Genomic DNA, 22,265 nt, shown 5'->3' with positions numbered 1-22,265 from the left:
GAAAATGGTCGGGGTGAGGGGATTCGAACTCCTGACATCCTGCTCCCAAAGCAGGCGCGCTACCGGACTGCGCTACACCCCGAGATTGGCTCCGCGACCTGGACTCGAACCAGGGACCCAATGATTAACAGTCATTTGCTCTACCGACTGAGCTATCGCGGAACTGAACTTCGGTACATCTTTACAGCTTCGAAGCCTGTGTTAGCTTCGGACTCTTTGGCTATCCGCTTTCGCGTTGTCGCTGCTGAGGCCGGCTATTCTACATTCTTCGTTTTGCTTGTCAACCACTTTTTTTCATTCAACTTACTGATTTGTAAGTTGTTTTGCGGTCACCGATGTTGCTGGTGATTCGCTTAGTGCCTGACAACGCGGCGTATATTAGGGGCACTCGAATTTTGATGCAAGCAGAAATTTCAAAAATTTCAGCAAGTTATCTCAAATCCCCGGAAAGCCCCGGATTTGCTGGGTCTGTGCGGGCCTCTTCGCGGGTAAACCCGCTCCCACAAGGTCACCACAAGCCCTGAGACCTGTGCAGTACCTGTGGGAGCGGGTTTACCCGCGAAGGGGCCGGCACAGGCAAACGCGCAAAAAAAAGCCCCGCCGAAGCGGGGCTCATTTGCAGCAACAATCAGGCAAAGACGATTTCGTCGCCTTCCACCTTGGCGGTAATCGCCGTCCCTGGGATGAACTTGCCAGCCAGGATCAGCTGCGCCAGCGGGTTTTCGATCCAGCGCTGGATCGCCCGCTTCAGCGGCCGTGCGCCATACACCGGGTCGTAACCCACGGCGATCAGCTTGTCCAAGGCCTCTGGGCTCAGGCTCAGCGACAGTTCGCGTTCGAGCAGGCGGCTGCGCAGGCGGCCAAGCTGGATCTCGGTGATACCGGCGATCTGCTCGCGGCCCAGTGGCTCGAACACCACCACTTCGTCGATCCGGTTGATGAACTCCGGACGGAAGTGCGAACCCACTGCGTCCATCACCGCCGCACGCTGCGCCTCGCGATCCCCCACCAGCTCCTGGATCTGCGCCGAGCCCAGGTTGGAGGTCATCACGATCACCGTGTTGCGGAAGTCCACGGTGCGGCCATGGCTGTCGGTCAGGCGGCCGTCTTCCAGCACCTGCAGCAGCACGTTGAACACATCCGGGTGAGCCTTCTCCACTTCATCCAGCAGCACCACCGAGTACGGCTTGCGGCGCACGGCCTCGGTCAGGTAGCCGCCCTCTTCGTAACCGACATAGCCTGGCGGGGCGCCGATCAGGCGAGCCACGGAGTGTTTCTCCATGAACTCGGACATGTCGATGCGCACCATGGCCTCTTCGGTGTCGAACAGGAACTCGGCCAGCGCCTTGCACAGCTCGGTCTTGCCCACGCCGGTCGGGCCGAGGAACAGGAACGAACCACTTGGCCGGTTCGGGTCGGACAGCCCGGCACGCGAACGGCGCACGGCGTTGGCAACCGCAGTCACCGCTTCGCCCTGGCCGATCACCCGCTGGTGCAGCAGGTCTTCCATCTTCAGCAGCTTCTCGCGCTCGCCTTCGAGCATCTTCGCCACCGGGATGCCGGTCCACTTGGACACCACTTCGGCGATCTCTTCCTCGGTGACCTTGTTGCGCAGCAACTGGTTCTCGGTCTTGCCGTGCTGGTCGACCATCTGCAGGCTGCGCTCCAGGTCCGGGATCACACCGTACTGCAGCTCGGCCATGCGGCTCAGGTCACCTTTGCGACGGGCGCTTTCCAGCTCCTGACGAGCCTGCTCGATCTTTTGCTGGATCTGCGCCGAGCCCTGCACTTCGGCTTTCTCCGACGCCCAGATTTCTTCCAGGTCGGAATACTCGCGTTCCAGCCGCTCAATTTCCTCGGTGAGCTTCTCAAGGCGCTTCTTGGCCGCCTCGTCCTCTTCCTTCTTCAGCGCCTGGGATTCCACCTTCAGCTGGATCAGGCGACGGTCGAGGCGGTCGAGCACTTCCGGCTTGGAGTCGATTTCCATGCGGATGCGGCTGGCCGCTTCGTCGATCAGGTCGATGGCCTTGTCCGGCAGCTGGCGGTCGGTGATGTAGCGGTGGCTGAGCTTGGCCGCAGCAATGATCGCACCGTCGGTGATGGCCACCTTGTGGTGCACTTCATAGCGCTCTTTCAGGCCGCGCAGGATGGCGATGGTGTCTTCCTCGCTCGGCTCTTCCACCAGGACTTTCTGAAAACGCCGCTCCAGCGCCGCGTCCTTCTCGATGAACTGGCGGTATTCGTTGAGCGTGGTGGCGCCAACGCAGTGCAGCTCGCCACGGGCCAGGGCCGGCTTGAGCATGTTGCCGGCGTCCATGGCGCCCTCGCCTTTGCCGGCGCCGACCATGGTGTGCAGCTCGTCGATGAACAGGATGATCTGGCCTTCCTGTTTGGAAAGCTCGTTGAGCAGGCCTTTGAGGCGCTCTTCGAACTCGCCGCGGTACTTGGCACCGGCGATCAGCGCACCCATGTCCAGCGCCAGCAGGCGCTTGCCTTTCAGGCCATCAGGCACTTCACCGTTGATGATGCGCTGGGCCAGGCCTTCGGCGATGGCGGTTTTACCCACGCCAGGCTCACCGATCAGCACCGGGTTGTTCTTGGTACGACGCTGCAGCACCTGTACGGTGCGGCGGATTTCGTCGTCACGGCCGATCACCGGGTCGAGCTTGCCTTCTTCGGCGCGCTTGGTCAGGTCGACGGTGTACTTGTCCAGGGCCTGGCGCGACTCTTCTGCGTTGGCGTCATTCACCGCCGCACCGCCGCGCAGGTTGTTGATGGCGTTTTCCAGGGCCTTCTTGCTCACACCTTGGCTGAGCAGCAGCTTGCCGAGCTTGCTGTTCTCGTCCATGGCGGCGAGCACTACCAGTTCGCTGGAAATGAACTGGTCGCCCTTCTGCTGGGCCAGGCGGTCGGCCTGGTTGAGCAGGCGCGCCAGGTCCTGCGACATGTTCACGTCACCGGTAGGGTTCTGGATTTTCGGTAATTGGTCGAGTTCTTTCACCAATGCCTGGCGCAGGCTGTTGATGTCGAAGCCAACCTGCATCAGCAGCGGCTTGATCGAACCGCCCTGCTGCTCGAGCAGTGCCTGCAACAGGTGCACGGGCTCGATGGCTGGGTGGTCCATGCCAACGGCCAGGGATTGGGCATCGGATATTGCAAGCTGAAGCTTGCTGGTCAAACGGTCTATTCGCATGGTGTACCTTCCTTTAAAGGGCAGGTCGGAGCGATGGACAGCGCCTGTTCATGAAGAAACCTGCCTGAGATGACCTTATAGATAAGGCTGATTCTGGAAGATTCAAGCGTAGCGGGGTTGACCGGGATCAGCTTGCTGGATCAGCGCGGGGCCAGCCAGACCAGCGAGGCGAAACGCCCACCTTGAGGGGTGCGGCGATAGGAGAAGAATCGGGCATCACTGACCGTGCAGTAACCACCACCATAAACAGCCGTCACCCCGCGCGCCGCCAGGCGAATGCGCGCCAGCTCGTAGATGTCGGCCATCAACTTGCCCGGCCGCTCGCCGTCGACGAAGGCCCTGGCCGCTTCAGGATGCACGGCGGTGAAGGCATCGCGCACTTCCAGCCCCACTTCGAAGGCCTTGGGGCCAATGGCCGGCCCGAGCCACACCAGCACCTCTTCAGGCGCCAGCGCCAGGCGATCAAGGGTGGCCTCGAGCACACCACCCGCCAGCCCGCGCCAGCCGGCATGCGCTGCGGCCACACGAGTACCAGCACAGTCACAGAACAGCGCCGGCAGGCAATCGGCAGTCATCACGGTGCAGGCGATACCTGGCTGGTCAGTCCAGCTGGCATCGGCCTCGGCTACCACGGCCGGGTCGGCATCCGCCACCACCAGGCCATGCACCTGCTTGAGCCAGGCTGGCTGGATGGCGAAGGTGTCACTCAGGCGACGGCGGTTCTCGGTAACCGCGACCGGGTCATCGCCCACGTGGTCGCCGAGATTGAAGGATTCGTAGGGCGGCAGGCTGATGCCACCCTCGCGGGTAGTGACGCAGGCGCGAACCGAGGCCGGGGCTGGCCAGTCGGGGATCAGCAACGTCTGCGTCAGGCCGTTCATCCGATAAAGCTCTCGCGGTCCTGGTTGAGCAGCGACAGCAACCAGACGAAGTCGTCCGGCAGTGGCGACTCCCACTTCATCTTCTCACCGGTGATCGGGTGGACCAACGCCAGGAACCGCGCATGCAGCGCCTGACGCGGGAAGGTCTTGACCGCCTCGACCATGGTTGGGCTGGCTGCCGGCGGAATGCGGAAACGCACACCGTAGGTCTGGTCGCCGACCAGCGGATAACCAACATGTGCCATGTGCACGCGGATCTGGTGGGTACGGCCGGTTTCCAGCTTGACCCGCACATGGGTGTGCGAACGGAAGCGCTTGAGCACCCGGTAGTGGCTGACCGCAGGCTTGCCGCCGTCAGTCACCGCCATGCGCTGGCGCAGCCCGCCATGACGGCCGATCGGGGCGTCGATCTTGCCGCCGGCGATCACCACGCCAACCACGATGCACTCGTAGATGCGGCTGACAGTGCGGCTCTGCAACTGCTCAACCAGCTTGGTCTGCGCCTGCAAGGTCTTGGCCACCACCATCAGACCGGTGGTGTCCTTGTCCAGGCGGTGAACGATACCGGCGCGCGGCACATTGATGATGTCTGGCACGTGGTGCAGCAGCGCATTGAGCAGCGTACCGCTGGCATGCCCGGCGGCAGGGTGCACAACCAGCCCGGCAGGCTTGTTGATCACCATGATGTGGTCGTCTTCGTAGACGATATCCAGTTCGATATCTTCTGCGATCCACTCGCCCTGGGCCTCTTGCTCGGCCTCCAGGACAAGTTGCGATCCACCATGGACCGGGTCCCGAGGGCGCACGACCGCGCCATCGACCGTCAGGCGGCCCTCTTTGATCCACGAAGTAAGCCGCGAACGCGAATACTCGGCGAACAATTGGGCGGCGACCTGGTCGAGGCGTTGGCCGCCCAGTTCGGACGGGACCTCTGCGCTAAGTTGAATGATCTCGGACATGCTCGATTCGGCGGGCGCACAGCCTTTGGTTTCGGCTGCGAGCTTGTGGTTAAATACGGCTTCTTTTGTCCCGGGGTTGGCCGGGGCGCTCATCATAACAGGACGGCACCGCCCAAGACAGCGGCCGTCAAAGGGACGCAAGCCGCCATGCAAGTGAAACACCTGCTGCTGATCGCCATCCTCGGGCTCACCGCGGCCTGTTCCTCCAATAAGGAAGTCATTGACGAGAACCTCAGTGAGGCCGAGCTGTATCAACAGGCTCAGGCTGACCTGGACAACTCCAGCTACACCAGTGCCGTGAACAAGCTCAAGGCCCTGGAGTCGCGTTACCCGTTCGGCCGCTATGCCGACCAGGCGCAGCTCGAGCTGATCTACGCCAACTACAAGAACTCCGAGCCTGAGGCCGCCAAATCGGCTGCCGAGCGCTTCATCCGCCTGCACCCGCAGCACCCGAACGTCGACTACGCCTACTACCTCAAGGGCCTGACCTCGTTCGACCAGGACCGTGGCCTGCTGGCGCGTTTCCTGCCGCTGGACATGACCAAGCGTGACCCAGGTGCCGCCCGTGACTCGTACAACGAGTTCGCCCAGCTGACCAGCCGCTTCCCCAACAGCCGCTACTCGCCGGACGCCAAGCAGCGCATGATCTACCTGCGCAACCTGCTGGCTTCCTACGAAATCCACGTGGCCGACTACTACCTGAGCCGCCAGGCTTACGTGGCCGCTGCCAACCGTGGCCGTTACGTGGTCGAGAACTTCCAGGAAACCCCATCGGTCGGCGACGGCCTGGCAGTCATGGTCGAGTCGTACCAGAAGATGCACCTGGACGAGCTGGCGGCCACCAGCCTGGAAACCCTCAAGCTCAACTACCCCGACCACCCGAGCCTGGTCGATGGCCAGTTCCAGCCCAAGCAGACCGAGTCTGACGGCCGCGGCTGGCTGTCCAAGGCCACCCTGGGCCTGATCGAGACCGAAACCCCGCTGCCGCCGGGCGAGACCCGCGCCAACCAGGACGTGGTCAAGCAGTTCCAGGACGCGCGCGACGAGATGCCGCAAGAGCTGCTGCCGAAGGACGAGAACGGCGACCCGATCGTGCCGGCCGGCCCGAAAGAAGCCGAGAAAGACCGCTCGTGGTTCAGCTACATGACCTTTGGTCTGTTCGACTGATCCAAGCGCAATGAGAAAGGGAGGCCCGAGGCCTCCCTTTTTTTATGCCCGCGTCCTAGACTGTCGGCTTCTACAACCAACAAGCTGGACACCATGGTTCGCCTACTTTTCTGGATCGCCCTGATCGCCGCCGCGTTCTGGCTGTGGCGCAAGTTCAAAGTCAGCCAGCAGTCGCACTCCGAGCCGAAGCTCGACGCGCCACTGAAGATGGTGCGCTGCGCCCACTGCGGCGTGCACCTGCCCAACGACCGGGCGCTGCAGCAGGGGAATGACTGGTATTGCAGCCAGACGCACTTGCAGCAGGGGCCTGGGCGACAAGGCTAAGCCCTCGCCACAGCCCCGCGAAGGTGGTGCAGATCAATCGTCGTAGTGGTACCGGCACTGCAGGATTGTCATGTGCCCGCCTTCGCTGAGACTCATGCTCTGCTGAATGCTGTTGTAGTCTTCAAGCGAGATAATGACCACCGGTTCTCCGCGCTGGCGCGTAATGACTGCAGGTGCATGGTCGCGGCAGACATCATCCATTGTTTGTTTCAGGTCGGCGCAAGCTTCACTGAAAGTTAGTAAATGCATTTATACGAGTCCTTCGGGGACGCAAGTGGCGACAGGTTCTTCGTTGCCCAGACAGCACTAAAGAAAGTGCAATCAGACGCAGAGCTAGGTGGAGCGGATTTGCGAGCAACCTTCCAAGCCTAGATACGAACCTCTACACACCATGATCGGAAATTGAGGGAGCACGAAGGATAGATTGGTGGCTTGCTGAGGGGGAGGTGACTGTTTGCTACAGCCCGTGTAGGAAACTTCTAAAACGGCGGTTCGTCTCGCTTACGAACCGCCACTTAAGGTATCTCAGCCTAGACGGCCCACTGGCGCATAAGGCGCCGGATCGATAATCGGCTCGGCCCCCGTCAGCAGGTCGGTGAACAGCTGACACGAAGCCGGTGCCAGCACCAACCCGTTGCGGTAATGCCCGCAGTTCAGCCACAGACCGTCATGCCCCGGCACTGGCCCGATGTAGGGAATGCCTTCCGGCGAACCGGGCCGCAGTCCGGCCCAGTGCCCCACCACCGTGGCATCCTTCAGCTCTGGCAGCAGTTCGATGGCCGAAGCCTTGAGGCTGGCCAGCGCGTCCTCGGTCGGGGTCTTGTCGTAACCGGCATGCTCCAGCGTACTGCCCACCAGGATGTGCCCGTCACGACGCGGGATCGCATAGCGCCCCTTGGCCAGCACCATGCTCGGCAGGAAGTCCTCGGCGCACTTGAACAGGATCATCTGGCCCTTCACCGGCTCGACCGGCAGCTCGAGCCCCAGGGTGCGCAGCAGGTCACCGCTCCAGGCGCCAGCGCTGAGTACCACTTCATCTGCCGTGAGCACACCGTCCGCCGTCTGTACGCCAGTTACGCGCCCGTGTTCATGCACGAAGCCGCTGACCTGGCAGTGCTCACGCAAGGTCACGTTGGGCAGCGCCAGCAAGGCTGCCTTGAGCGACTTCACCAGGCGAGGGTTACGCACGTTGGCCACACCGGCCATGAAGATCGCGTGCTTGAAACCTGGGCCAAGCACCGGCACTGCATCGTAGGCGGCGGAGATATCCACAGCGCTGAGTGGCCGCCGTTCGCGCTCGGCCCAGGCCAGCGCCTCGGCTTCGTCATCCAGATCGAGCCAGTACAGGCCAGTGGTGTGCACCTCCGGATCGAGGCCAGTGCTGGCGAACAGGCGCTCGCCCAGCTGTGGATAGAAATCCTGCGACCAATGCGCCAGTGCGGTCACCGCCGGGCTGTAGCGCCAGGGGTACAGCGGCGAAACGATGCCGCCACCAGCCCAGGAAGACTCGCGGCCAACTTCGCCCTGATCACACACCACCACCTGGCCGACCTTCGCCGCCAGGTTGAACGCGGTCAGCAGGCCGATCACCCCGCCGCCGACCACCACTACTTGCTTGCTCATCTGTCGATCCAACACCTGAAGTAAATCCGCGATGCCTGGGCATCATTCAACCTTCAGCTTCCCCAGCAGCGCTCGCTGCTTTCCATGGCGCCCGGATTGCGCTGCACACCGGCCTGGTCGAGCTGGAAGTCGCCACAGCGATCATCGGCCATCAGGCCATCGGGCAGCCGGCGGGCGGTCAGCGTGAAGGTGTCGCTGTCGCGTTGGGCCTGCAGGCGGTAATGACGGTTGCCGGCGGGCAGCTGTGGGTCGCCCTCGGCGTACTGGCCGGTGCGCACGCGATGGCGCTCCAGGCGCAGGGCAGCGTCATGCAGCAGGCCAACCACTTCGCTGCGTGCGGCTCGCCTGAGCTGGTCGCTGTAACTGGGGTAGGCAATGGCTGCCAGAATGCCGGTCACGGCCACGACAATCAACAACTCGATCAGGGTCATACCTTGCTGCATGTCAGTCCTGCCTCAGTCTTTGTCGCCAGAGGATGCGCTGGGGGGCTTGTGGTTGAGCGGTTGGTATGGCGTAGACGGCTTCGAGGACCTGGCGAGCTGCCAGTTGCTGGCTGACGGCTGTTATTCGGTACAGGGTGAACTGTTCGCCCTTGGGCATGTGTGCCGCTCGGTCGGTAACACCCAGGTTCTGCAGGTGAAAGTAACCTTCCTTGATTTTCTGCCATTGGCCTTGCAGGTCGTGCGGACGTGGAGGTGGCTGGCAGTCGCTGCACTTGTCGGGCGGGGAACGCTGCAGTTCTTCGGCACCGGACTGCAGCACGATCTCCGCTTGTTCGAATGCCAGCAGGCCATCACTCATGGCGCCAGTCATGCGCGTTTCGACCAGTGCATCGCGCAGGGCTGAAGCCGCGAGCAGGCCCAGCAGCAGGCTGAATACCAGCGCCAGCAACAACACGATCCCGCGCTGATGGCTCATGGCTCGGATACCGGGTTGCGAAGCGCTACGCTCAGCTCGTGACGTTGTTCGAGGCGAAGCGTTGGCTCATACAACACCAACGCCAGGTCCACCCGATCCCCCAAGCGTTCCACTCGCCATTCGCGCACATGGTCGACCAATGGCTGGAATTTGCTCTTGTTGTTGCGCTTGAAGCTCAACGTATTATCGGAGAACCGATAGCTGTGCTGGCTAATGGGATAGGCAAAGGGGTAATCCGAACTCGTAGCATGTCCATCGCCCACCTTCGCCTTTTCCTTACAGTCGGTCAGCACGGTCCAATCCGGCGCTCCTGGGTACCCAGGCAACTCCGCGACAATCAAGTCCAGCCTGGAAGGGTTTAGCTGGATCGGCTGGGCGAATGCCTGCCGAGCAATCGGGTCTTTGAAGTCCTCCGACGCCAGTCGTAGGCAACCGAACATGCCCGCCATGCGGATGTCCTGCGCCAGGCGCAAAAGCGCCAAGCGCGCATCGTCCTGAAGGCGCAGCCCCGCATCTTGAAGTCGCCAGGTTTGATGGACTGACACAAAGAGCTGGCTTGCAGCGGCCAACACTATCAGCCCGATCGCCAACGCCAGTGTCACTTCGAGCAAGCCGAAACCGCCCTGCCCCCGCTTCATCGCCGGCGCCGCTCATGTTTGCTGTGCTGCTCCAGTGCCACCTGCCCATCGCGACGAGCACTGTCTGTGGCCTGCAAGGCTTTCAACTGCAAACCCGCTGCGGCGAAGATACCCACGACCACCACCAGCACAGCCAACAGTACTTCGACCAGCGTCATGCCCCACTGTTTCTTGTGCATCCCTGCACCTCCTGCGACATTTCCCGCAATTGCGTTGAACTTGGTCGACTGGACCTCCTGTCCAACGACCGTGAAGCTATAGCCAAGCACTTCCAGGGAGGAATGCACGGTGAAGCAACGTGGCGTAACACTGATTCAAATGATGTTTGCACTGGCCATGGCCGCCGCGCTGACACAACTCGGCATGCCGGCCTACGCCAGGTTGAGCGATGACCTACACAGAGCTGCGGCAGCCCGAGATCTGGCCCAGGCACTGCGCAGCGCGCGCAGCCACGCCATGCTGCAAAGCCAGCCTGTGCTGGTGCGACCTCTGGAAAATGATTGGGGAAAGGGCTGGCTTGTGCAGCTGGAGCACAATCAGCAAGTGCTGCGCGAACACCGGCTAACGCGTTCGATGAGGATCGTCGAAAACACCAAGGGACAAGTGAAATTCGGTGCTGTGGGAATGCCAGTGGGCCAGTTCGGCGCGACGCTGGAAGTTTGCGAGAACTCTTCTGCGAGCAACAAGTATCAGGTGGTGATATCAAGCGCTGGCAGGGTCGACCTGCGCACAGTCAAGGAAGCAGACTCCCTGTGCGCAGGCCGCTGACTCAGATCAGCGAGCGAACCCGCAACTCTTTAGGCATGGAGAACGTGATGTTCTCCGGCCGCCCATCCAGCTCTTCGGCGCCGGTAGCGCCCCAGGCCTTGAGCTGTTCGATCACACCCTGCACCAACACTTCGGGGGCCGAAGCACCGGCAGTGATACCCACCCGCTCCGCCTTCTCAAACCATCCGCGCTGCATGTCCTCAGCGCCATCGATCAGATAGGCCGGGGTGCCCATGCGCTCGGCCAGCTCGCGCAGGCGGTTGGAGTTGGAGCTGTTGGGGCTGCCAACCACCAGCAATACATCACTCTCACTGGCCAGCTGCTTGACGGCGTCCTGGCGGTTTTGCGTGGCGTAGCAGATGTCGTCCTTGCGCGGGCCGCCAATGTTCGGGAAGCGTGCGCGCAGGGCATCGATGACACGGCTGGTGTCGTCCATCGACAGCGTGGTCTGGGTGACGAAGGCCAGATGGTCCGGGTCGTTCACCTGCAGCTTGGCAACATCCTCCTCGTCTTCGACAAGGTAGATGGCACCGCCATTGCTGGCGTCGTATTGCCCCATGGTGCCTTCGACTTCCGGGTGCCCCTCATGACCGATGAGAATGCACTCACGGCCATCGCGACTGTACTTGGCAACTTCGATGTGCACCTTGGTGACCAGCGGGCAGGTCGCGTCGAACACCTTCAGGCCACGACCGGCAGCTTCCTGGCGCACGGCCTGGGAAACACCGTGGGCACTGAAGATGACGATGACATCGTCCGGCACCTGGTCCAGTTCTTCGACGAAGATGGCGCCACGGTTGCGCAAGTCTTCCACCACGAACTTGTTGTGCACCACTTCGTGACGCACATAGATCGGCGGGCCGAAGACTTCCAGCGCGCGGTTGACGATCTCGATCGCCCGGTCGACCCCCGCGCAGAAGCCGCGCGGGTTGGCGAGTTTGATTTGCATGATCGGCTCCAGGCTTACAGGGCCTTCACCTCGAGGATCTCCACCTCGAAGGTCAGGGTCTTGCCAGCCAGTGGGTGGTTGAAGTCGATGGTCACCTGGTCGTCATCGAACGCTTTGACCACACCCGGCAGCTCGGTATTGGCGGCGTCGTTGAAGATGATGAGCAGCCCTTCGGACAGCTCCATACCTTCGAAGTTGGACCGCGGCATGACTTGCACGTTCTGCGGGTTGGGCTGGCCGAAGGCGTTCTCCGGGGCCACCACCACAGTGCGCTTGTCGCCGGCCTTGAAGCCGAACAGCGCGCTCTCGAAGCCTGGCAGCAGGTTGCCGTCGCCGACCTTGAAGGTGGCCGGGGCCTTGTCGAAGGTGCTGTCGACGGTGTCGCCGTTTTCCAGGTGCAGCGCGAAGTGCAGGGTGACTTCGGTGTTCTGGCCGATACGGGTGTCAGTCATGGACCGGATCCTCGGACTTCTTGCTCTTGAACATATCCAGCGCCAGCATCACCGCACCAACGGTGATGGCGCTGTCGGCCAGGTTGAAGGCCGGGAAGTAATGACGGTTCTGCCAGTGCACCAGGATGAAGTCGACCACATGGCCGAGCACGATGCGGTCGTACAGGTTGCCGATCGCACCACCCAGTACCAATGCCAGCGCCACCGCCAGCCAGGTCTCGCCGCGCCCCAGGCGCTTGAGCCAGACCACCAGCACCGCACTGACCACCACGGCGATCAGGGCGAACAGCCAGCGCTGCCAGCCAGCGCCATCGGCGAGGAAGCTGAACGCTGCACCGGTGTTGTAGGCCAGGGTCCAGCTGAAGTAGTCGGGGATGACGACGATCTGCTGGTACATGGTCAGGGCATTGTTGAAGTACAGCTTGGTGGCCTGGTCGAGGACCAGGACCAGCAAGCTCAGCCACAGCCATGCAAGGCGCCCGAAGCGCCCCGCTGCAGGGTTAGGCATAGTGGCGCACCTCACCGGAGCCGGTCAGGTTGTCGACGCAACGGCCGCAGATTTCCGGGTGCTCCGGGTGGCTGCCAACGTCGGCGCGGAAGTGCCAGCAACGGCCGCACTTGACGTGGCCAGACTTGACCACCTGCAGCTTGAGACCTTCGACTTCGGTGACCACGGCTTCGGCCGGCGCCTGGGCGAATGGCACCACGCTGGCGGCCGAGGTGATCAGCACGAAGCGCAGCTCGTCGCCCAGCTTGCTCAGGTCGGCGCTCAAGCCTTCCTCGGCGAACAGGGTGACTTCGGCCTGCAGGTTGCCGCCGATGACCTTGGCGGTACGCTGGTTCTCCAGCTCCTTGTTGACCGCAGCCTTCACGGCCATCACGCGGTCCCAGTAGGCGCGGTCCAGCTCGGTGCCTTCCGGCAGCTCGGTCAGGCCCTGGTACCAGCCGTTGAGCATCACCGACTCATTGCGCTCGCCCGGCAGGTACTGCCAGATTTCGTCGGCGGTGAACGCCAGGATCGGTGCGATCCAGCGCACCAGCGCTTCGCTGATGTGGTACAGCGCAGTCTGGCAGGAACGGCGGGCGACACTGTTGGCGCCAGTGGTGTACTGGCGGTCCTTGATGATGTCGAGGTAGAAGCCACCCAGCTCCTGCACGCAGAAGTTGTGGATCTTCGAGTAGACGTTCCAGAAGCGGTATTCGCCGTAGTGCTCTTCCAGCTCGCGCTGCAGCAGCAGGGTACGGTCCACTGCCCAGCGGTCCAGGGCCAGCATGTCTTCCGGCGCCAGCAGGTCGCGGGCCGGGTCGAAGCCGGACAGGTTGGAGAGCAGGAAGCGCGCGGTATTGCGGATACGGCGGTAGGCATCGGCGCTGCGCTGCAGGATCTGCTCGGAAACAGCCATCTCGCCCGAGTAGTCGGTCGCGGAAACCCACAGGCGCAGGATGTCGGCACCCAGGGTGTTGTTGACCTTCTCCGGCTCGATGGTGTTGCCCAGCGACTTGGACATCTTGCGGCCGCTTTCGTCCACGGTGAAGCCGTGGGTCAGCAGTTCGCGGTACGGTGCGTGGCCGTCGATGGCGCAACCGGTCAGCAAGGAGGAGTGGAACCAGCCGCGGTGCTGGTCGGAGCCTTCCAGGTACAGGTCGGCGCGCGGGCCGGTGGCGTGGCCGATGTCGTGCGAGCCACGCAGCACGTGCCAGTGAGTGGTACCGGAGTCGAACCAGACGTCCAGGGTATCGGCGATCTTGTCGTACTGGCCGGCTTCGTCACCCAGCAGTTCGGCGGCGTCCAGCTTGAACCAGGCTTCGATGCCCTCTTGCTCGACGCGCTTGGCTACCGCTTCCATCAGCTCGACGGTGCGCGGGTGCAGCTCGCCGGTCTGCTTGTGCAGGAAGAACGGAATCGGTACGCCCCAGTTGCGCTGACGCGAGATGCACCAGTCCGGGCGGTTGGCGATCATCGAGTGCAGGCGCGCCTGGCCCCAGGCCGGGACGAACTTGGTGTCTTCGATGGCTTTCAGGGCACGCTCGCGCAGCGGCTCGCCGGTGCTCGGCTGCTTGTCCATGCCGACGAACCACTGCGCGGTGGCGCGGTAGATCAGCGGGGTCTTGTGGCGCCAGCAGTGCATGTAGCTGTGGCTGATGGTTTCGGTGTGCATCAGCGCGCCGACTTCGCTCAGCTTGTCGACGATGGCCGGGTTGGCCTTCCAGATGAACTGACCGCCGAAGAATGGCAGCGACTCGACGTACACGCCGTTGCTCTGCACCGGGGTGAGGATGTCGTCGTTGACCATGCCGTAGCGCTTGCAGGTGACGAAGTCGTCTTCACCGTAGGCAGGTGCCGAGTGCACCACGCCAGTACCGGCGCCCAGCTCGACGTAGTCGGCCAGGTAGATCGGCGACAGGCGGTCGTAGAACGGGTGGCGGAAGTTGACCAGCTCCAGGGCCGAGCCCGGGGCGGTGGCGATCACCGAACCTTCCAGGTTGTAGCGCTTGAGGCACGACTCGACCAGCTCTTCGGCCAGCACCAGCAGGCGCTCGCCGGTGTCGACCAGGGCGTACTTGAACTCTGGGTGGATGTTCAGCGCCTGGTTGGCCGGGATGGTCCACGGGGTGGTGGTCCAGATCACGATGGCGGCCGGCTTGGCCAGCGAGGCCAGGCCGAAGGCGGCAGCCAGCTTGGCCTCGTCGGCGACCGGGAAGGCTACGTCGATGGTCTGGGATTTCTTGTCGGCGTATTCGACTTCGGCTTCGGCCAGGGCCGAACCGCAATCGAAGCACCAGTTCACAGGCTTGAGGCCCTTGAACACGAAGCCTTGCTTGACCATCTCGGCCAGGGCACGGATTTCACCGGCCTCGTTGGCGAAGTTCATGGTCTTGTACGGGTTGTCCCAGTCACCCAGCACGCCCAGGCGGATGAACTCGGTCTTCTGCCCTTCGATCTGCTCGGCGGCGTACTCGCGGCACAGCTCGCGGGTGCGGTCGGCGGTCAGGTGCTTGCCGTGGGTGACCTCGACCTTGTGCTCGATCGGCAGGCCGTGGCAGTCCCAGCCCGGTACATACGGCGCGTCGAAGCCGGACAGGGTCTTGGAACGGACGATCATGTCCTTGAGGATCTTGTTCAGCGCATGACCGATGTGAATCTTGCCGTTGGCATAGGGCGGGCCGTCGTGCAGGACGAACTTCGGACGATCCTTGCCAATTTCGCGCAGCTTCTGGTACAGGCCAATGCTGTCCCAGCGCTGCAGGATCTGCGGTTCGCGCTGAGGCAGGCCGGCCTTCATGGGGAAGGCGGTGTCCGGAAGGTTTAGCGTGGCTTTGTAGTCGGTCATTTCAGGCTCTTCGTTAGCGGTTGAGCGTGCCAATGTGCACGTGCGGCGGCGATATCCGCATCGATCGCCGACTTCAGCGCCTCCAGGGAGGCGAATCGCTGCTCTTCACGCAGCTTGTGGTGGAATTCCACCGTCAGGCGCCGGCCATACAGATCGCCGGCATAATCCAGTAGATGTATCTCGAGGTGCGGGCGGCCGTCGCCGGCCACCGTCGGGCGCACGCCGATGTTGCCGACACCCGGCCAGGCCTTGCCGTCGATCTCGATGCTGGCCAGGTAGACCCCGGACAGCGGCACGCGGCGGCGCTTGAGCTGGATGTTGGCGGTTGGCGTGCCCAACTGGCGCGCCAGCTTCTGGCCATGCAGCACACGGCCGGTAATGCGGTATGGGCGGCCCAGCAGGTGCTCGGCCAGCTCGAAGTTGCCCTCGGACAGCGCCTTGCGCACCTCGGTGCTGCTGACCCGCAGGCCGTCCTGGATCACCGTGTTGGCGGCTTCGACGGTAAACCCGTACTGCTCGCCGGCAGCGACCAGGAAGGCGAAGTCGCCGGCACGGTCGCAACCGAAGCGGAAGTCGTCGCCTACTTCGAGGTGGCGCACGCCCAGGCCGTCGACCAGGATCGCCTTGACGAACGCATCGGCGCTGAGCTTGCTCAGGCGCTGGTTGAACGCCAGGCACAGCACCCGGTCGATGCCTTCGGCGGCCAGCAATTCGACCTTGTCGCGCAGGCGCGCCAGGCGGGCGGGTGCGGTGTCCGCGGCGAAGTACTCGCGCGGCTGCGGCTCGAAGATCACCACGCAGGTCGGCAGGCCCAGCTCCTGGCCGCGCTCGCGCAGGCGCGCCAGGATTGCCTGGTGGCCGCGGTGAACCCCGTCGAAGTTGCCAATGGTGGCGACACAGCCCCGGTGCTCGGGGCGCAGGTTGTGAAGACCTCGAACCAGCTGCATAACGCGCTTCTTGCTCATAAAGTGGCCGATTATAACCACACCCGGGCGCTGGTGACAGGCAGCAGCGCCAAGGGGTGGCGTGGAATGCGAAAAACCGACGCCTGACCCGCCCTCTACCTCAATGCAGGGCCTTGCGGGCGAAATGCCGGGGGCGGAAACCACACAGGTACAGGCAACCGAAATAGGTCACCACCCCCGCCGCGATCAACACGCCGAGGCGCAGGAACCGTTCGAGCATGTTGCCCTGTTCCCAGGCTGGCAGGTAGTGCATGCCCACCAGCAGCACCGCTGCCATGAGGGAGACCGCCAGCACAAGCTTGAGCAGATACATCGTCCAGCCCGGTTGCGGCTGGAACAACCGCTGGCTGCGCAGCTTCCAGAACAGCAGGCCCGCATTCAGGCAGGCCCCCAGGCTGATCGCCAGGGCCAGGCCGGCATGCTGCAGCGGGCCGATCAACGCCAGGTTGAACAGCTGGGTGCAGACCAGGGTGAAAATCGCGATCTTCACCGGCGTACGGATATTCTGCTGCGCATAGAAGCCCGGTGCCAGTACCTTGACCAGAATGATCGCCAGCAGGCCGACCGAATAGGCGATCAGCGCACGCTGGGTCATCGCGGCGTCGTGGGCGCCGAACTTGCCGTACTGGAACAGCGCCACGGTCAACGGCTCGGCGAGGATCGCCAGGGCCAGGGTGCACGGCAGCACCAGCAGGAAGCACAGGCGCAGGCCCCAGTCCATGATTCGCGAATATTCCTCGCGGTCCTTGTTGGCGTAGGTCTTGGCCAGGGTCGGCAGCAGGATGGTGCCCAGGGCCACGCCCAGCACGCCCGAAGGCAGCTCCATGAGGCGGTCGGCGTAGTACATCCATGACACCGAGCCGGCCACCAGGAAGGAGGCGAAGATGGTGTTGATGATCAGCGAGATCTGGCTCACCGACACCCCGAGGATCGCCGGCAGCATCTGCTTGAGCACCCGCCATACGCCCGCGTCGCGCAGGTTCAGGCGTGGCAGCACGAGCATGCCGATCTTCTTCAGCGCTGGCAGCTGGTACAGCAGCTGCGCCAGGCCACCGGCCAACACGCCCCAGGCCAGGGCCATGATCGGCGGGTTGAAGTACGGCGTCAGCAACACGGCGAAGATGATCATCGCTACGTTGAGCAGGGTCGGGGTGAACGCCGGGACGGAAAAGCGGTTCCAGGTGTTGAGGATCGCACCAGCCAGGGACGACAGCGAGATCAGCAATATATAAGGGAACGTCACCCGCAGCAGGTCCGTTGTCAGCGCGTATTTCTCTGCGCTGTCGACAAAGCCCGGGGCGGTGGCCCAGACCACCCACGGTGCAGCGAGGATGCCGAGCGCCGTGACCAGGGCCAGCACCAGGGTCAGCAGGCCGCTGACGTAGGCGATGAAGGTGCGCGTCGCCTCCTCGCCCTGCTGGGTCTTGTATTCGGCCAGAATCGGCACGAACGCCTGGGAGAATGCCCCTTCGGCAAAGATCCGCCGCAGCAGGTTGGGCAGCTTGAAGGCGATGAAGAAGGCGTCGGTGGCGATACCGGCACCGAAGACACGGGCCAGGATGGTGTCGCGCACGAAGCCCAGCACCCGTGAAATCATGGTGATGGAGCTGACTGCAGCGAGGGATTTGAGCAGATTCATCGAAAAGATTCACGCCAAAGACAGAGGGCGCTGCCAGACAGCGTCCGAATGTGCGATACTCCCGCGCCTTCGCAGGGGAGCCAAAAATTCCCGAGTGTACAGGTAGCACGGCAGAAAGGAATATTTCCCGCCTGTTGCTGCACCACTCGGCGGAACCCTGCAGGTGGCCTTGACATCCAGTCGACTCATCGGCATGATTCGCGGCCTATTTTGTTTGCTATTTACCTAAAGTCTTTCGAGGAGCTCGACGGTGGCCAACACACCTTCCGCCAAGAAACGTGCAAAACAGGCTGAGAAGCGTCGCAGCCACAACGCCAGCCTGCGTTCCATGGTCCGCACCTACATCAAGAATGTAGTTAAAGCCATCGACGCAAAAGACGCCGAAAAAGCGCAAGCCGCTTACGTTCTGGCTGTACCTGTAATCGACCGTATGGCCGACAAGGGTATCATCCACAAGAACAAAGCTGCTCGCCACAAAGGCCGTCTGAATGGCCACATCAAGGCGCTGAAAGAAGCTGCAGCTGCCTAAGCGACGCTTGTCGAAAAAACCGGCCCTAGGGTCGGTTTTTTTATGCCTGCAATTTGTGCAATTCCCACAAAAGCAGGGCCGCGCTTGACGGCCCTGCTCACTATCACTTGGCGATCTGGATCTTCGGGGCCCACTGCAGCCAGGCATCCTCGGGTTTGTCGAACAAGGCGAAGGTCTGCTGCGGCCGTGCCGGGTTGCCCATCTGCTCGCCTTCGGGCGTGGCGAAAGCAATACCGCCATCGATGAGCGTCTGCAGCGACTCGGTACGCACCGTGGCCCCCTTGAACAGCCCCCAGTCAAAGCCGAAGCCACTGCTGTTCCAGAACCGGCTGCCTCCGCGCACCAGGGCGGCATAACGCGGCTCGATCAGAATGTGGATCAGCACACGATCCGCAGTCTGACCCAGCTCGAAACCGGTCACCTTGCCCACCGCCACCTCGCGATAGGTAACAGGCACCCCCGGCTTGATCGAACCACGCCGCGGCGCACTCAGGGTCAACGGCAGGCCCACTTCCTCTCCGACGATCTCAGGTGCTTCGCCCAGCGCGATGAAATCACGCTGCGGCCCTTTGTCCTTCGCCGCCGGCTGCACTTCGATGTACTGTCCGCCAATCAGGGTATCGAGGTTCTCTGTACGCACCAGCCCAAGCGCCGGCTTGACCACCCAGAACTGCGTGCCCGCACGGGCAATGCGATCAGCCGCTTCGGTGATACGTGCTCGCAGCAGTACCGCCTGAAGGTCTTTTGTCAGGTCCACACTCTCGACGCTACCCACATCCAGGCCACGGAAGCGGATTGCCGTACCCGGCTTGAGGCCGTCGGCACGGTCTACCCGAATGGTGACCAGGGTACCGGTGCGGTTCACCGCCTCCTGGCTCTCCAGCAGGCGGAAGCGCGGGATACGGCGCTTGAGCGCAACATTCGGCGTTGGCGTATCGAAGGCGATACCGCCGGCCATCAGGGTCTGTAGTGACTCACTCTTGATCTTGATACCCGAAAGGCCACCAGTCAGGGTAATACCGCTGACGTTCCAGAAGCGCGAGGAGCCGTTGACCAGGTTTTCGTATTCCTTCTCGATGTGCACACCGATCAGGATCCGCTTGCTGTTACGGGCAAACTGGTAGCTCTGCACGCTACCGACCTTTACCTGGCGATACATCACCGGGCTGCCAATTTCCAAAGAACCGAGGGTATCGGCGAACAGCACCATGTGCAGACCTGGCGCCTTCAGGTCTAGCGGCGGGGCCTTGGGCCGGGCCTCGAACTCGCGCTGTGGCTTGGCGCCCTTCTCGCCTGGGCGAATCGCAATGTAGTTACCTTTGACCAACGCTTCCAGGCCGGTGATACCGGCAAGGGAAATCGACGGTTTGACTACCCAGAACTGCGTGCCATCGACCAGATAGTCTTCGGCAAGCGGGTCCAGCGTCAGCTCGGCCGTGGCGCTGGCCAGGTTGTCTTCCATTTTCAGGGCTTTCAACGAGCCGACCTGAATACCCTTGTACATGACTGGCGTACGGCCCGCCTGCAGGCCTTCATAGTCGCTCAATTTCACTTTGACACGGATACCCGCCTGGGCCGCATCGAAGTCCTCATACAAGCGGAACGGCAGGCTCGGATCAGTCGGCGGGCTGTCCTTGCGATACTCCGGCGTGGCGAAAGCGATACCACCCGCCACAATGCTCGACAGCGACTCGCTGCGCACCTTCACACCCGACAGGTCAGCGTCGATGCTGATGCCGCTGGCGTTCCAGAAACGCGTGTGCTTGCGCACCAGGCTGGCGTACGCAGGCTCGATGAACACTTTGACTTCAACCGTGCTCTGGTCATCGGACAGGCGATAGCTTTTCACCCGGCCAACCTGGATCTGCTTGTAGAACACCGGGCTGTCCCGATTGAGCGAACCCAGGCGTTCGGCCTTGAGGGTCAGGTGCAGGCCAGGCTCGGTGTCGGACAGCGGAGGCGCGACCTTCAGCGCCGTAAAGCGCTTGGTCCGCTCGCCCTCACCCGGGCTGACGGCGATGTAGTTGCCGGATACCAGTGTTTCCAGGCCCGAGATACCGGCCAGGCTGACACTAGGCTTGACCAGCCAGAATCGCGTGCCTTTGGTCAGGTGCGGCTCGGCGGCCTTGTTCATCTCGATGGTGGCGATCACCCCCTGGTTATCGCCCTGGGCGTCGAGCACCAGCTTCGTGACTTTGCCGACCGACATGCCCTTGTAGATCACCTCGGTCTTGTTGGCGACGATGCCTTCACCGGTCTCGAAGCGCACCTCGATCTCCACACCAGCATCGCGGTAGGCCTGCCAGGCCAGCCAGCCACCGATCATCAGCGCAATCAGTGGCAGGATCCAGATGGCCGACCAGTTCGAGGCAGGGCGGGTTTTAGCCGTTGGCATGTCACTCATGGTCGTCATCCGACTCCGTGTTATCCCAGATCAGTCGGGGATCGAAAGTTAAAGCAGCAAGCATCGTGAGGATCACCACAGTTGCGAAGGCGACAGCGCCCAGGTTGGCTTCGACACTGGCGATGCGACCGAAATTCACCACCGCCACCAGAATGGCAATGACGAAGATGTCCAGCATGGACCAGCGCCCTATGAACTCGATGAAGCGGTACATCAGTATCCGTTGCCTTGCCGACAAGGGCTGGCGGCGCTGGACCGAATACAGCAATAGACCGATGCCCACCAGCTTGAAGGTGGGCACCAGGATGCTGGCAATGAACACCACGGCGGCGATTGGCACCATGCCGTGTTTGAGCAAGGTGATGACGCCGGACATGATGGTGTCGCCGCTCCCCTGCCCCAAGGTGCTGATAGTCATGATCGGCAACAGGTTGGCCGGGATGTACAGGATCGAGGCGGTGATCAGCAATGCCCAGGTACGGATGATGCTGTTGGGCCGGCGCGCGTGCACGATGGCGCCGCAGCGCGTACAGGTCTGCGAGTCGCTTTCGGCATCCTGACGGTTCAGCTCATGACATTCATTGCAGACCAGGATGCCTGCATCAATCGCCCGCATGGAGATCCTCCCCCGACAACGCACTCCAGATCTGGTGTGGCGACATCACCACTTCGAGCCAGACCTGGACCAGTAACAGGCTGATGAAACAGAACAGGCCCAGGCCAATGGTCAGTTCGGCCAGGTCCACGAGTTTGACGATCGCCACCAGCACGCCCATGAAATAGACCTCGAGCATGCCCCAGTCACGCAGGTGGTGATAAAAGCGGTAGAACACCAGCCCGTAATCACGCCCCACATTCAAGCGGATGCTCAGCAAAACGACCAACTGGCACAGCAGCTTGAGCAGCGGAACGGCCATGCTGCAGAGGAACACCACCACTGCAACGCCGCGCATCTCTGAGTTGTACAGGCCTAGCACACCACTCCAGACGGTATCGTCTGAAGTCTGGCCGAGCAGGTGCAACTGCATGATGGGCAGGAAATTGGCCGGTATGAACAGCAGCAAGGCCGTCAGCACAAGGGCCAGGCTGCGGTTGACCACATTGTGCCGGTGGGCGTACAGCTCGTAGCCACAGCGTGGACATTGGGCTTTTTCGTCATGCTGCAGCACCGGCTTGCGCATCAGCAGGTCGCACTCGTGGCAGGCGACCAGCTCGTCCAGCGGCAACTGCTCTAGGGCTTGGGTTTCGACGGGATCGGGCATCTCGATATTCTGAATAGGTACGTCGGCTCTATTCTAGTGTTCCCAGCTCGAAATGTGGGAGATGGCTAATGCCTGGCAGAGACGCAGAAAGACAAAACCCCTACCTGCATGTGCAGATAGGGGTTTTGCGAAATGAATCTTGACGATGACCTACTCTCACATGGGGAAACCCCACACTACCATCGGCGATGCATCGTTTCACTGCTGAGTTCGGGATGGGATCAGGTGGTTCCAATGCTCTATGGTCGTCAAGAAATTCTGT

General features: G+C 62.3%; 22 protein-coding genes, 2 tRNA genes and 1 rRNA gene. 4 read left to right on the top strand and 21 right to left on the bottom strand.

The genetic code is table 11. From position 1 onward, the window contains the following. Positions 1 to 5 precede the first annotated feature (5 nt). The 5 genes from N430_RS28535 to rluD all read right to left on the bottom strand — a co-directional run bounded on the left by N430_RS28535 (position 6) and on the right by rluD (position 5,033). Positions 6 to 82 (bottom strand) — tRNA-Pro (locus N430_RS28535). A gap of 4 nt (positions 83 to 86) precedes the next feature. Next, positions 87 to 162: transfer RNA gene (locus tag N430_RS28530), tRNA-Asn, on the bottom strand. A 466-nt stretch (positions 163 to 628) separates the two neighbouring features. Continuing rightward, positions 629 to 3,193: an ATP-dependent chaperone ClpB gene (gene clpB, locus N430_RS28520; RefSeq protein WP_110639924.1), complete on the bottom strand. Its 2,565-nt coding sequence runs from the start codon at positions 3,191 to 3,193 to the stop codon at positions 629 to 631. A 140-nt stretch (positions 3,194 to 3,333) separates the two neighbouring features. Further along, positions 3,334 to 4,074, bottom strand: a complete 741-nt coding sequence (gene pgeF / locus N430_RS28515; RefSeq protein ID WP_110639925.1) for a peptidoglycan editing factor PgeF — start codon at positions 4,072 to 4,074, stop codon at positions 3,334 to 3,336. Continuing rightward, positions 4,071 to 5,033, bottom strand: coding sequence for a 23S rRNA pseudouridine(1911/1915/1917) synthase RluD (rluD, locus tag N430_RS28510; protein ID WP_110639941.1), 963 nt, complete (start codon positions 5,031 to 5,033; stop codon positions 4,071 to 4,073). The genes pgeF and rluD overlap by 4 nt, the downstream gene beginning before the upstream one ends. Before the next feature lie 147 nt (positions 5,034 to 5,180). Between rluD and N430_RS28505 the strand changes: the two genes are divergently transcribed. Then, positions 5,181 to 6,200, top strand: a complete 1,020-nt coding sequence (locus N430_RS28505) for an outer membrane protein assembly factor BamD (RefSeq protein WP_060512985.1) — start codon at positions 5,181 to 5,183, stop codon at positions 6,198 to 6,200. A 93-nt stretch (positions 6,201 to 6,293) separates the two neighbouring features. After that, entirely contained in the window at positions 6,294 to 6,524 is a 231-nt protein-coding gene (locus N430_RS28500) for a PP0621 family protein (protein WP_110639926.1), read from the top strand. Positions 6,525 to 6,557: 33 nt separating this feature from the next. On the opposite strand, the gene N430_RS28495 is transcribed toward N430_RS28500, so the two are convergent. The 6 genes from N430_RS28495 to N430_RS28470 form a co-directional block, all read right to left on the bottom strand. Further along, complete coding sequence (locus tag N430_RS28495; RefSeq protein ID WP_110639927.1) at positions 6,558 to 6,773, bottom strand: type II toxin-antitoxin system Phd/YefM family antitoxin; 216 nt, start codon at positions 6,771 to 6,773, stop codon at positions 6,558 to 6,560. A 276-nt stretch (positions 6,774 to 7,049) separates the two neighbouring features. After that, positions 7,050 to 8,147, bottom strand: a complete 1,098-nt coding sequence (thiO, locus tag N430_RS28490; RefSeq protein ID WP_110639928.1) for a glycine oxidase ThiO — start codon at positions 8,145 to 8,147, stop codon at positions 7,050 to 7,052. 53 nt (positions 8,148 to 8,200) lie between these two features. After that, positions 8,201 to 8,590 carry a type IV pilin protein gene (locus tag N430_RS28485; RefSeq protein WP_110639929.1) on the bottom strand — a complete coding sequence of 130 codons (390 nt, stop codon included), beginning with the start codon at positions 8,588 to 8,590 and terminating at the stop codon, positions 8,201 to 8,203. A 1-nt stretch (position 8,591) separates the two neighbouring features. Further along, entirely contained in the window at positions 8,592 to 9,065 is a 474-nt protein-coding gene (locus tag N430_RS28480) for a hypothetical protein (protein ID WP_110639930.1), read from the bottom strand. Beyond that, positions 9,062 to 9,703, bottom strand: a complete 642-nt coding sequence (locus tag N430_RS28475; RefSeq protein ID WP_110639931.1) for a PilW family protein — start codon at positions 9,701 to 9,703, stop codon at positions 9,062 to 9,064. Before N430_RS28475 ends, N430_RS28480 begins: the two co-directional genes overlap by 4 nt. Continuing rightward, positions 9,700 to 9,882: a pilus assembly protein PilV gene (locus N430_RS28470; RefSeq protein WP_110639932.1), complete on the bottom strand. Its 183-nt coding sequence runs from the start codon at positions 9,880 to 9,882 to the stop codon at positions 9,700 to 9,702. Before N430_RS28470 ends, N430_RS28475 begins: the two co-directional genes overlap by 4 nt. A gap of 109 nt (positions 9,883 to 9,991) precedes the next feature. On the opposite strand from N430_RS28470, the gene N430_RS28465 reads away from it, so the two are divergent. Beyond that, positions 9,992 to 10,471, top strand: coding sequence for a GspH/FimT family protein (locus N430_RS28465; RefSeq protein WP_110639933.1), 480 nt, complete (start codon positions 9,992 to 9,994; stop codon positions 10,469 to 10,471). Between the two features lies 1 nt (position 10,472). Here N430_RS28465 and ispH read toward each other — a convergent pair whose 3' ends face one another. The 6 genes from ispH to murJ all read right to left on the bottom strand — a co-directional run bounded on the left by ispH (position 10,473) and on the right by murJ (position 17,808). Further along, entirely contained in the window at positions 10,473 to 11,420 is a 948-nt protein-coding gene (gene ispH, locus N430_RS28460; protein ID WP_110639934.1) for a 4-hydroxy-3-methylbut-2-enyl diphosphate reductase, read from the bottom strand. 14 nt (positions 11,421 to 11,434) lie between these two features. After that, positions 11,435 to 11,872, bottom strand: a complete 438-nt coding sequence (gene fkpB / locus N430_RS28455) for an FKBP-type peptidyl-prolyl cis-trans isomerase (protein ID WP_012270371.1) — start codon at positions 11,870 to 11,872, stop codon at positions 11,435 to 11,437. Next, positions 11,865 to 12,380, bottom strand: coding sequence for a signal peptidase II (lspA, locus tag N430_RS28450; protein ID WP_054886101.1), 516 nt, complete (start codon positions 12,378 to 12,380; stop codon positions 11,865 to 11,867). The genes fkpB and lspA overlap by 8 nt, the downstream gene beginning before the upstream one ends. Continuing rightward, positions 12,373 to 15,204 (bottom strand): isoleucine--tRNA ligase, encoded by a 2,832-nt coding sequence (ileS, locus tag N430_RS28445; RefSeq protein ID WP_110639935.1) that lies wholly within the window; start codon positions 15,202 to 15,204, stop codon positions 12,373 to 12,375. Before ileS ends, lspA begins: the two co-directional genes overlap by 8 nt. Beyond that, positions 15,201 to 16,151 (bottom strand): bifunctional riboflavin kinase/FAD synthetase, encoded by a 951-nt coding sequence (gene ribF, locus N430_RS28440; protein ID WP_110639936.1) that lies wholly within the window; start codon positions 16,149 to 16,151, stop codon positions 15,201 to 15,203. Before ribF ends, ileS begins: the two co-directional genes overlap by 4 nt. Before the next feature lie 118 nt (positions 16,152 to 16,269). After that, positions 16,270 to 17,808, bottom strand: a complete 1,539-nt coding sequence (gene murJ / locus N430_RS28435) for a murein biosynthesis integral membrane protein MurJ (protein ID WP_110639937.1) — start codon at positions 17,806 to 17,808, stop codon at positions 16,270 to 16,272. 250 nt (positions 17,809 to 18,058) lie between these two features. On the opposite strand from murJ, the gene rpsT reads away from it, so the two are divergent. After that, the gene (gene rpsT / locus N430_RS28430) at positions 18,059 to 18,337 is read left to right on the top strand and encodes a 30S ribosomal protein S20 (protein WP_003247625.1); all 279 of its coding nucleotides are present in this window, start codon (positions 18,059 to 18,061) and stop codon (positions 18,335 to 18,337) included. A 103-nt stretch (positions 18,338 to 18,440) separates the two neighbouring features. On the opposite strand, the gene N430_RS28425 is transcribed toward rpsT, so the two are convergent. The 4 genes from N430_RS28425 to rrf all read right to left on the bottom strand — a co-directional run bounded on the left by N430_RS28425 (position 18,441) and on the right by rrf (position 22,256). After that, positions 18,441 to 20,741 carry a PqiB family protein gene (locus N430_RS28425; protein ID WP_110639938.1) on the bottom strand — a complete coding sequence of 767 codons (2,301 nt, stop codon included), beginning with the start codon at positions 20,739 to 20,741 and terminating at the stop codon, positions 18,441 to 18,443. Further along, positions 20,734 to 21,357, bottom strand: a complete 624-nt coding sequence (locus N430_RS28420) for a paraquat-inducible protein A (protein WP_110639939.1) — start codon at positions 21,355 to 21,357, stop codon at positions 20,734 to 20,736. Before N430_RS28420 ends, N430_RS28425 begins: the two co-directional genes overlap by 8 nt. Further along, positions 21,344 to 22,003 (bottom strand): paraquat-inducible protein A, encoded by a 660-nt coding sequence (locus tag N430_RS28415; protein ID WP_110639940.1) that lies wholly within the window; start codon positions 22,001 to 22,003, stop codon positions 21,344 to 21,346. Before N430_RS28415 ends, N430_RS28420 begins: the two co-directional genes overlap by 14 nt. A 137-nt stretch (positions 22,004 to 22,140) precedes the next feature. Then, positions 22,141 to 22,256: ribosomal RNA gene (rrf, locus tag N430_RS28410) — 5S ribosomal RNA — on the bottom strand. Positions 22,257 to 22,265: the final 9 nt, after the last annotated feature.

It is taken from the genome of Pseudomonas sp. CC120222-01a, assembly GCF_003097235.1.
Taxonomy (GTDB): Bacteria; Pseudomonadota; Gammaproteobacteria; order Pseudomonadales; family Pseudomonadaceae; genus Aquipseudomonas.
The sequence above is the reverse complement of the archived record's forward strand: the minus strand, read 5'-3'. Positions and strand labels throughout refer to the sequence as shown.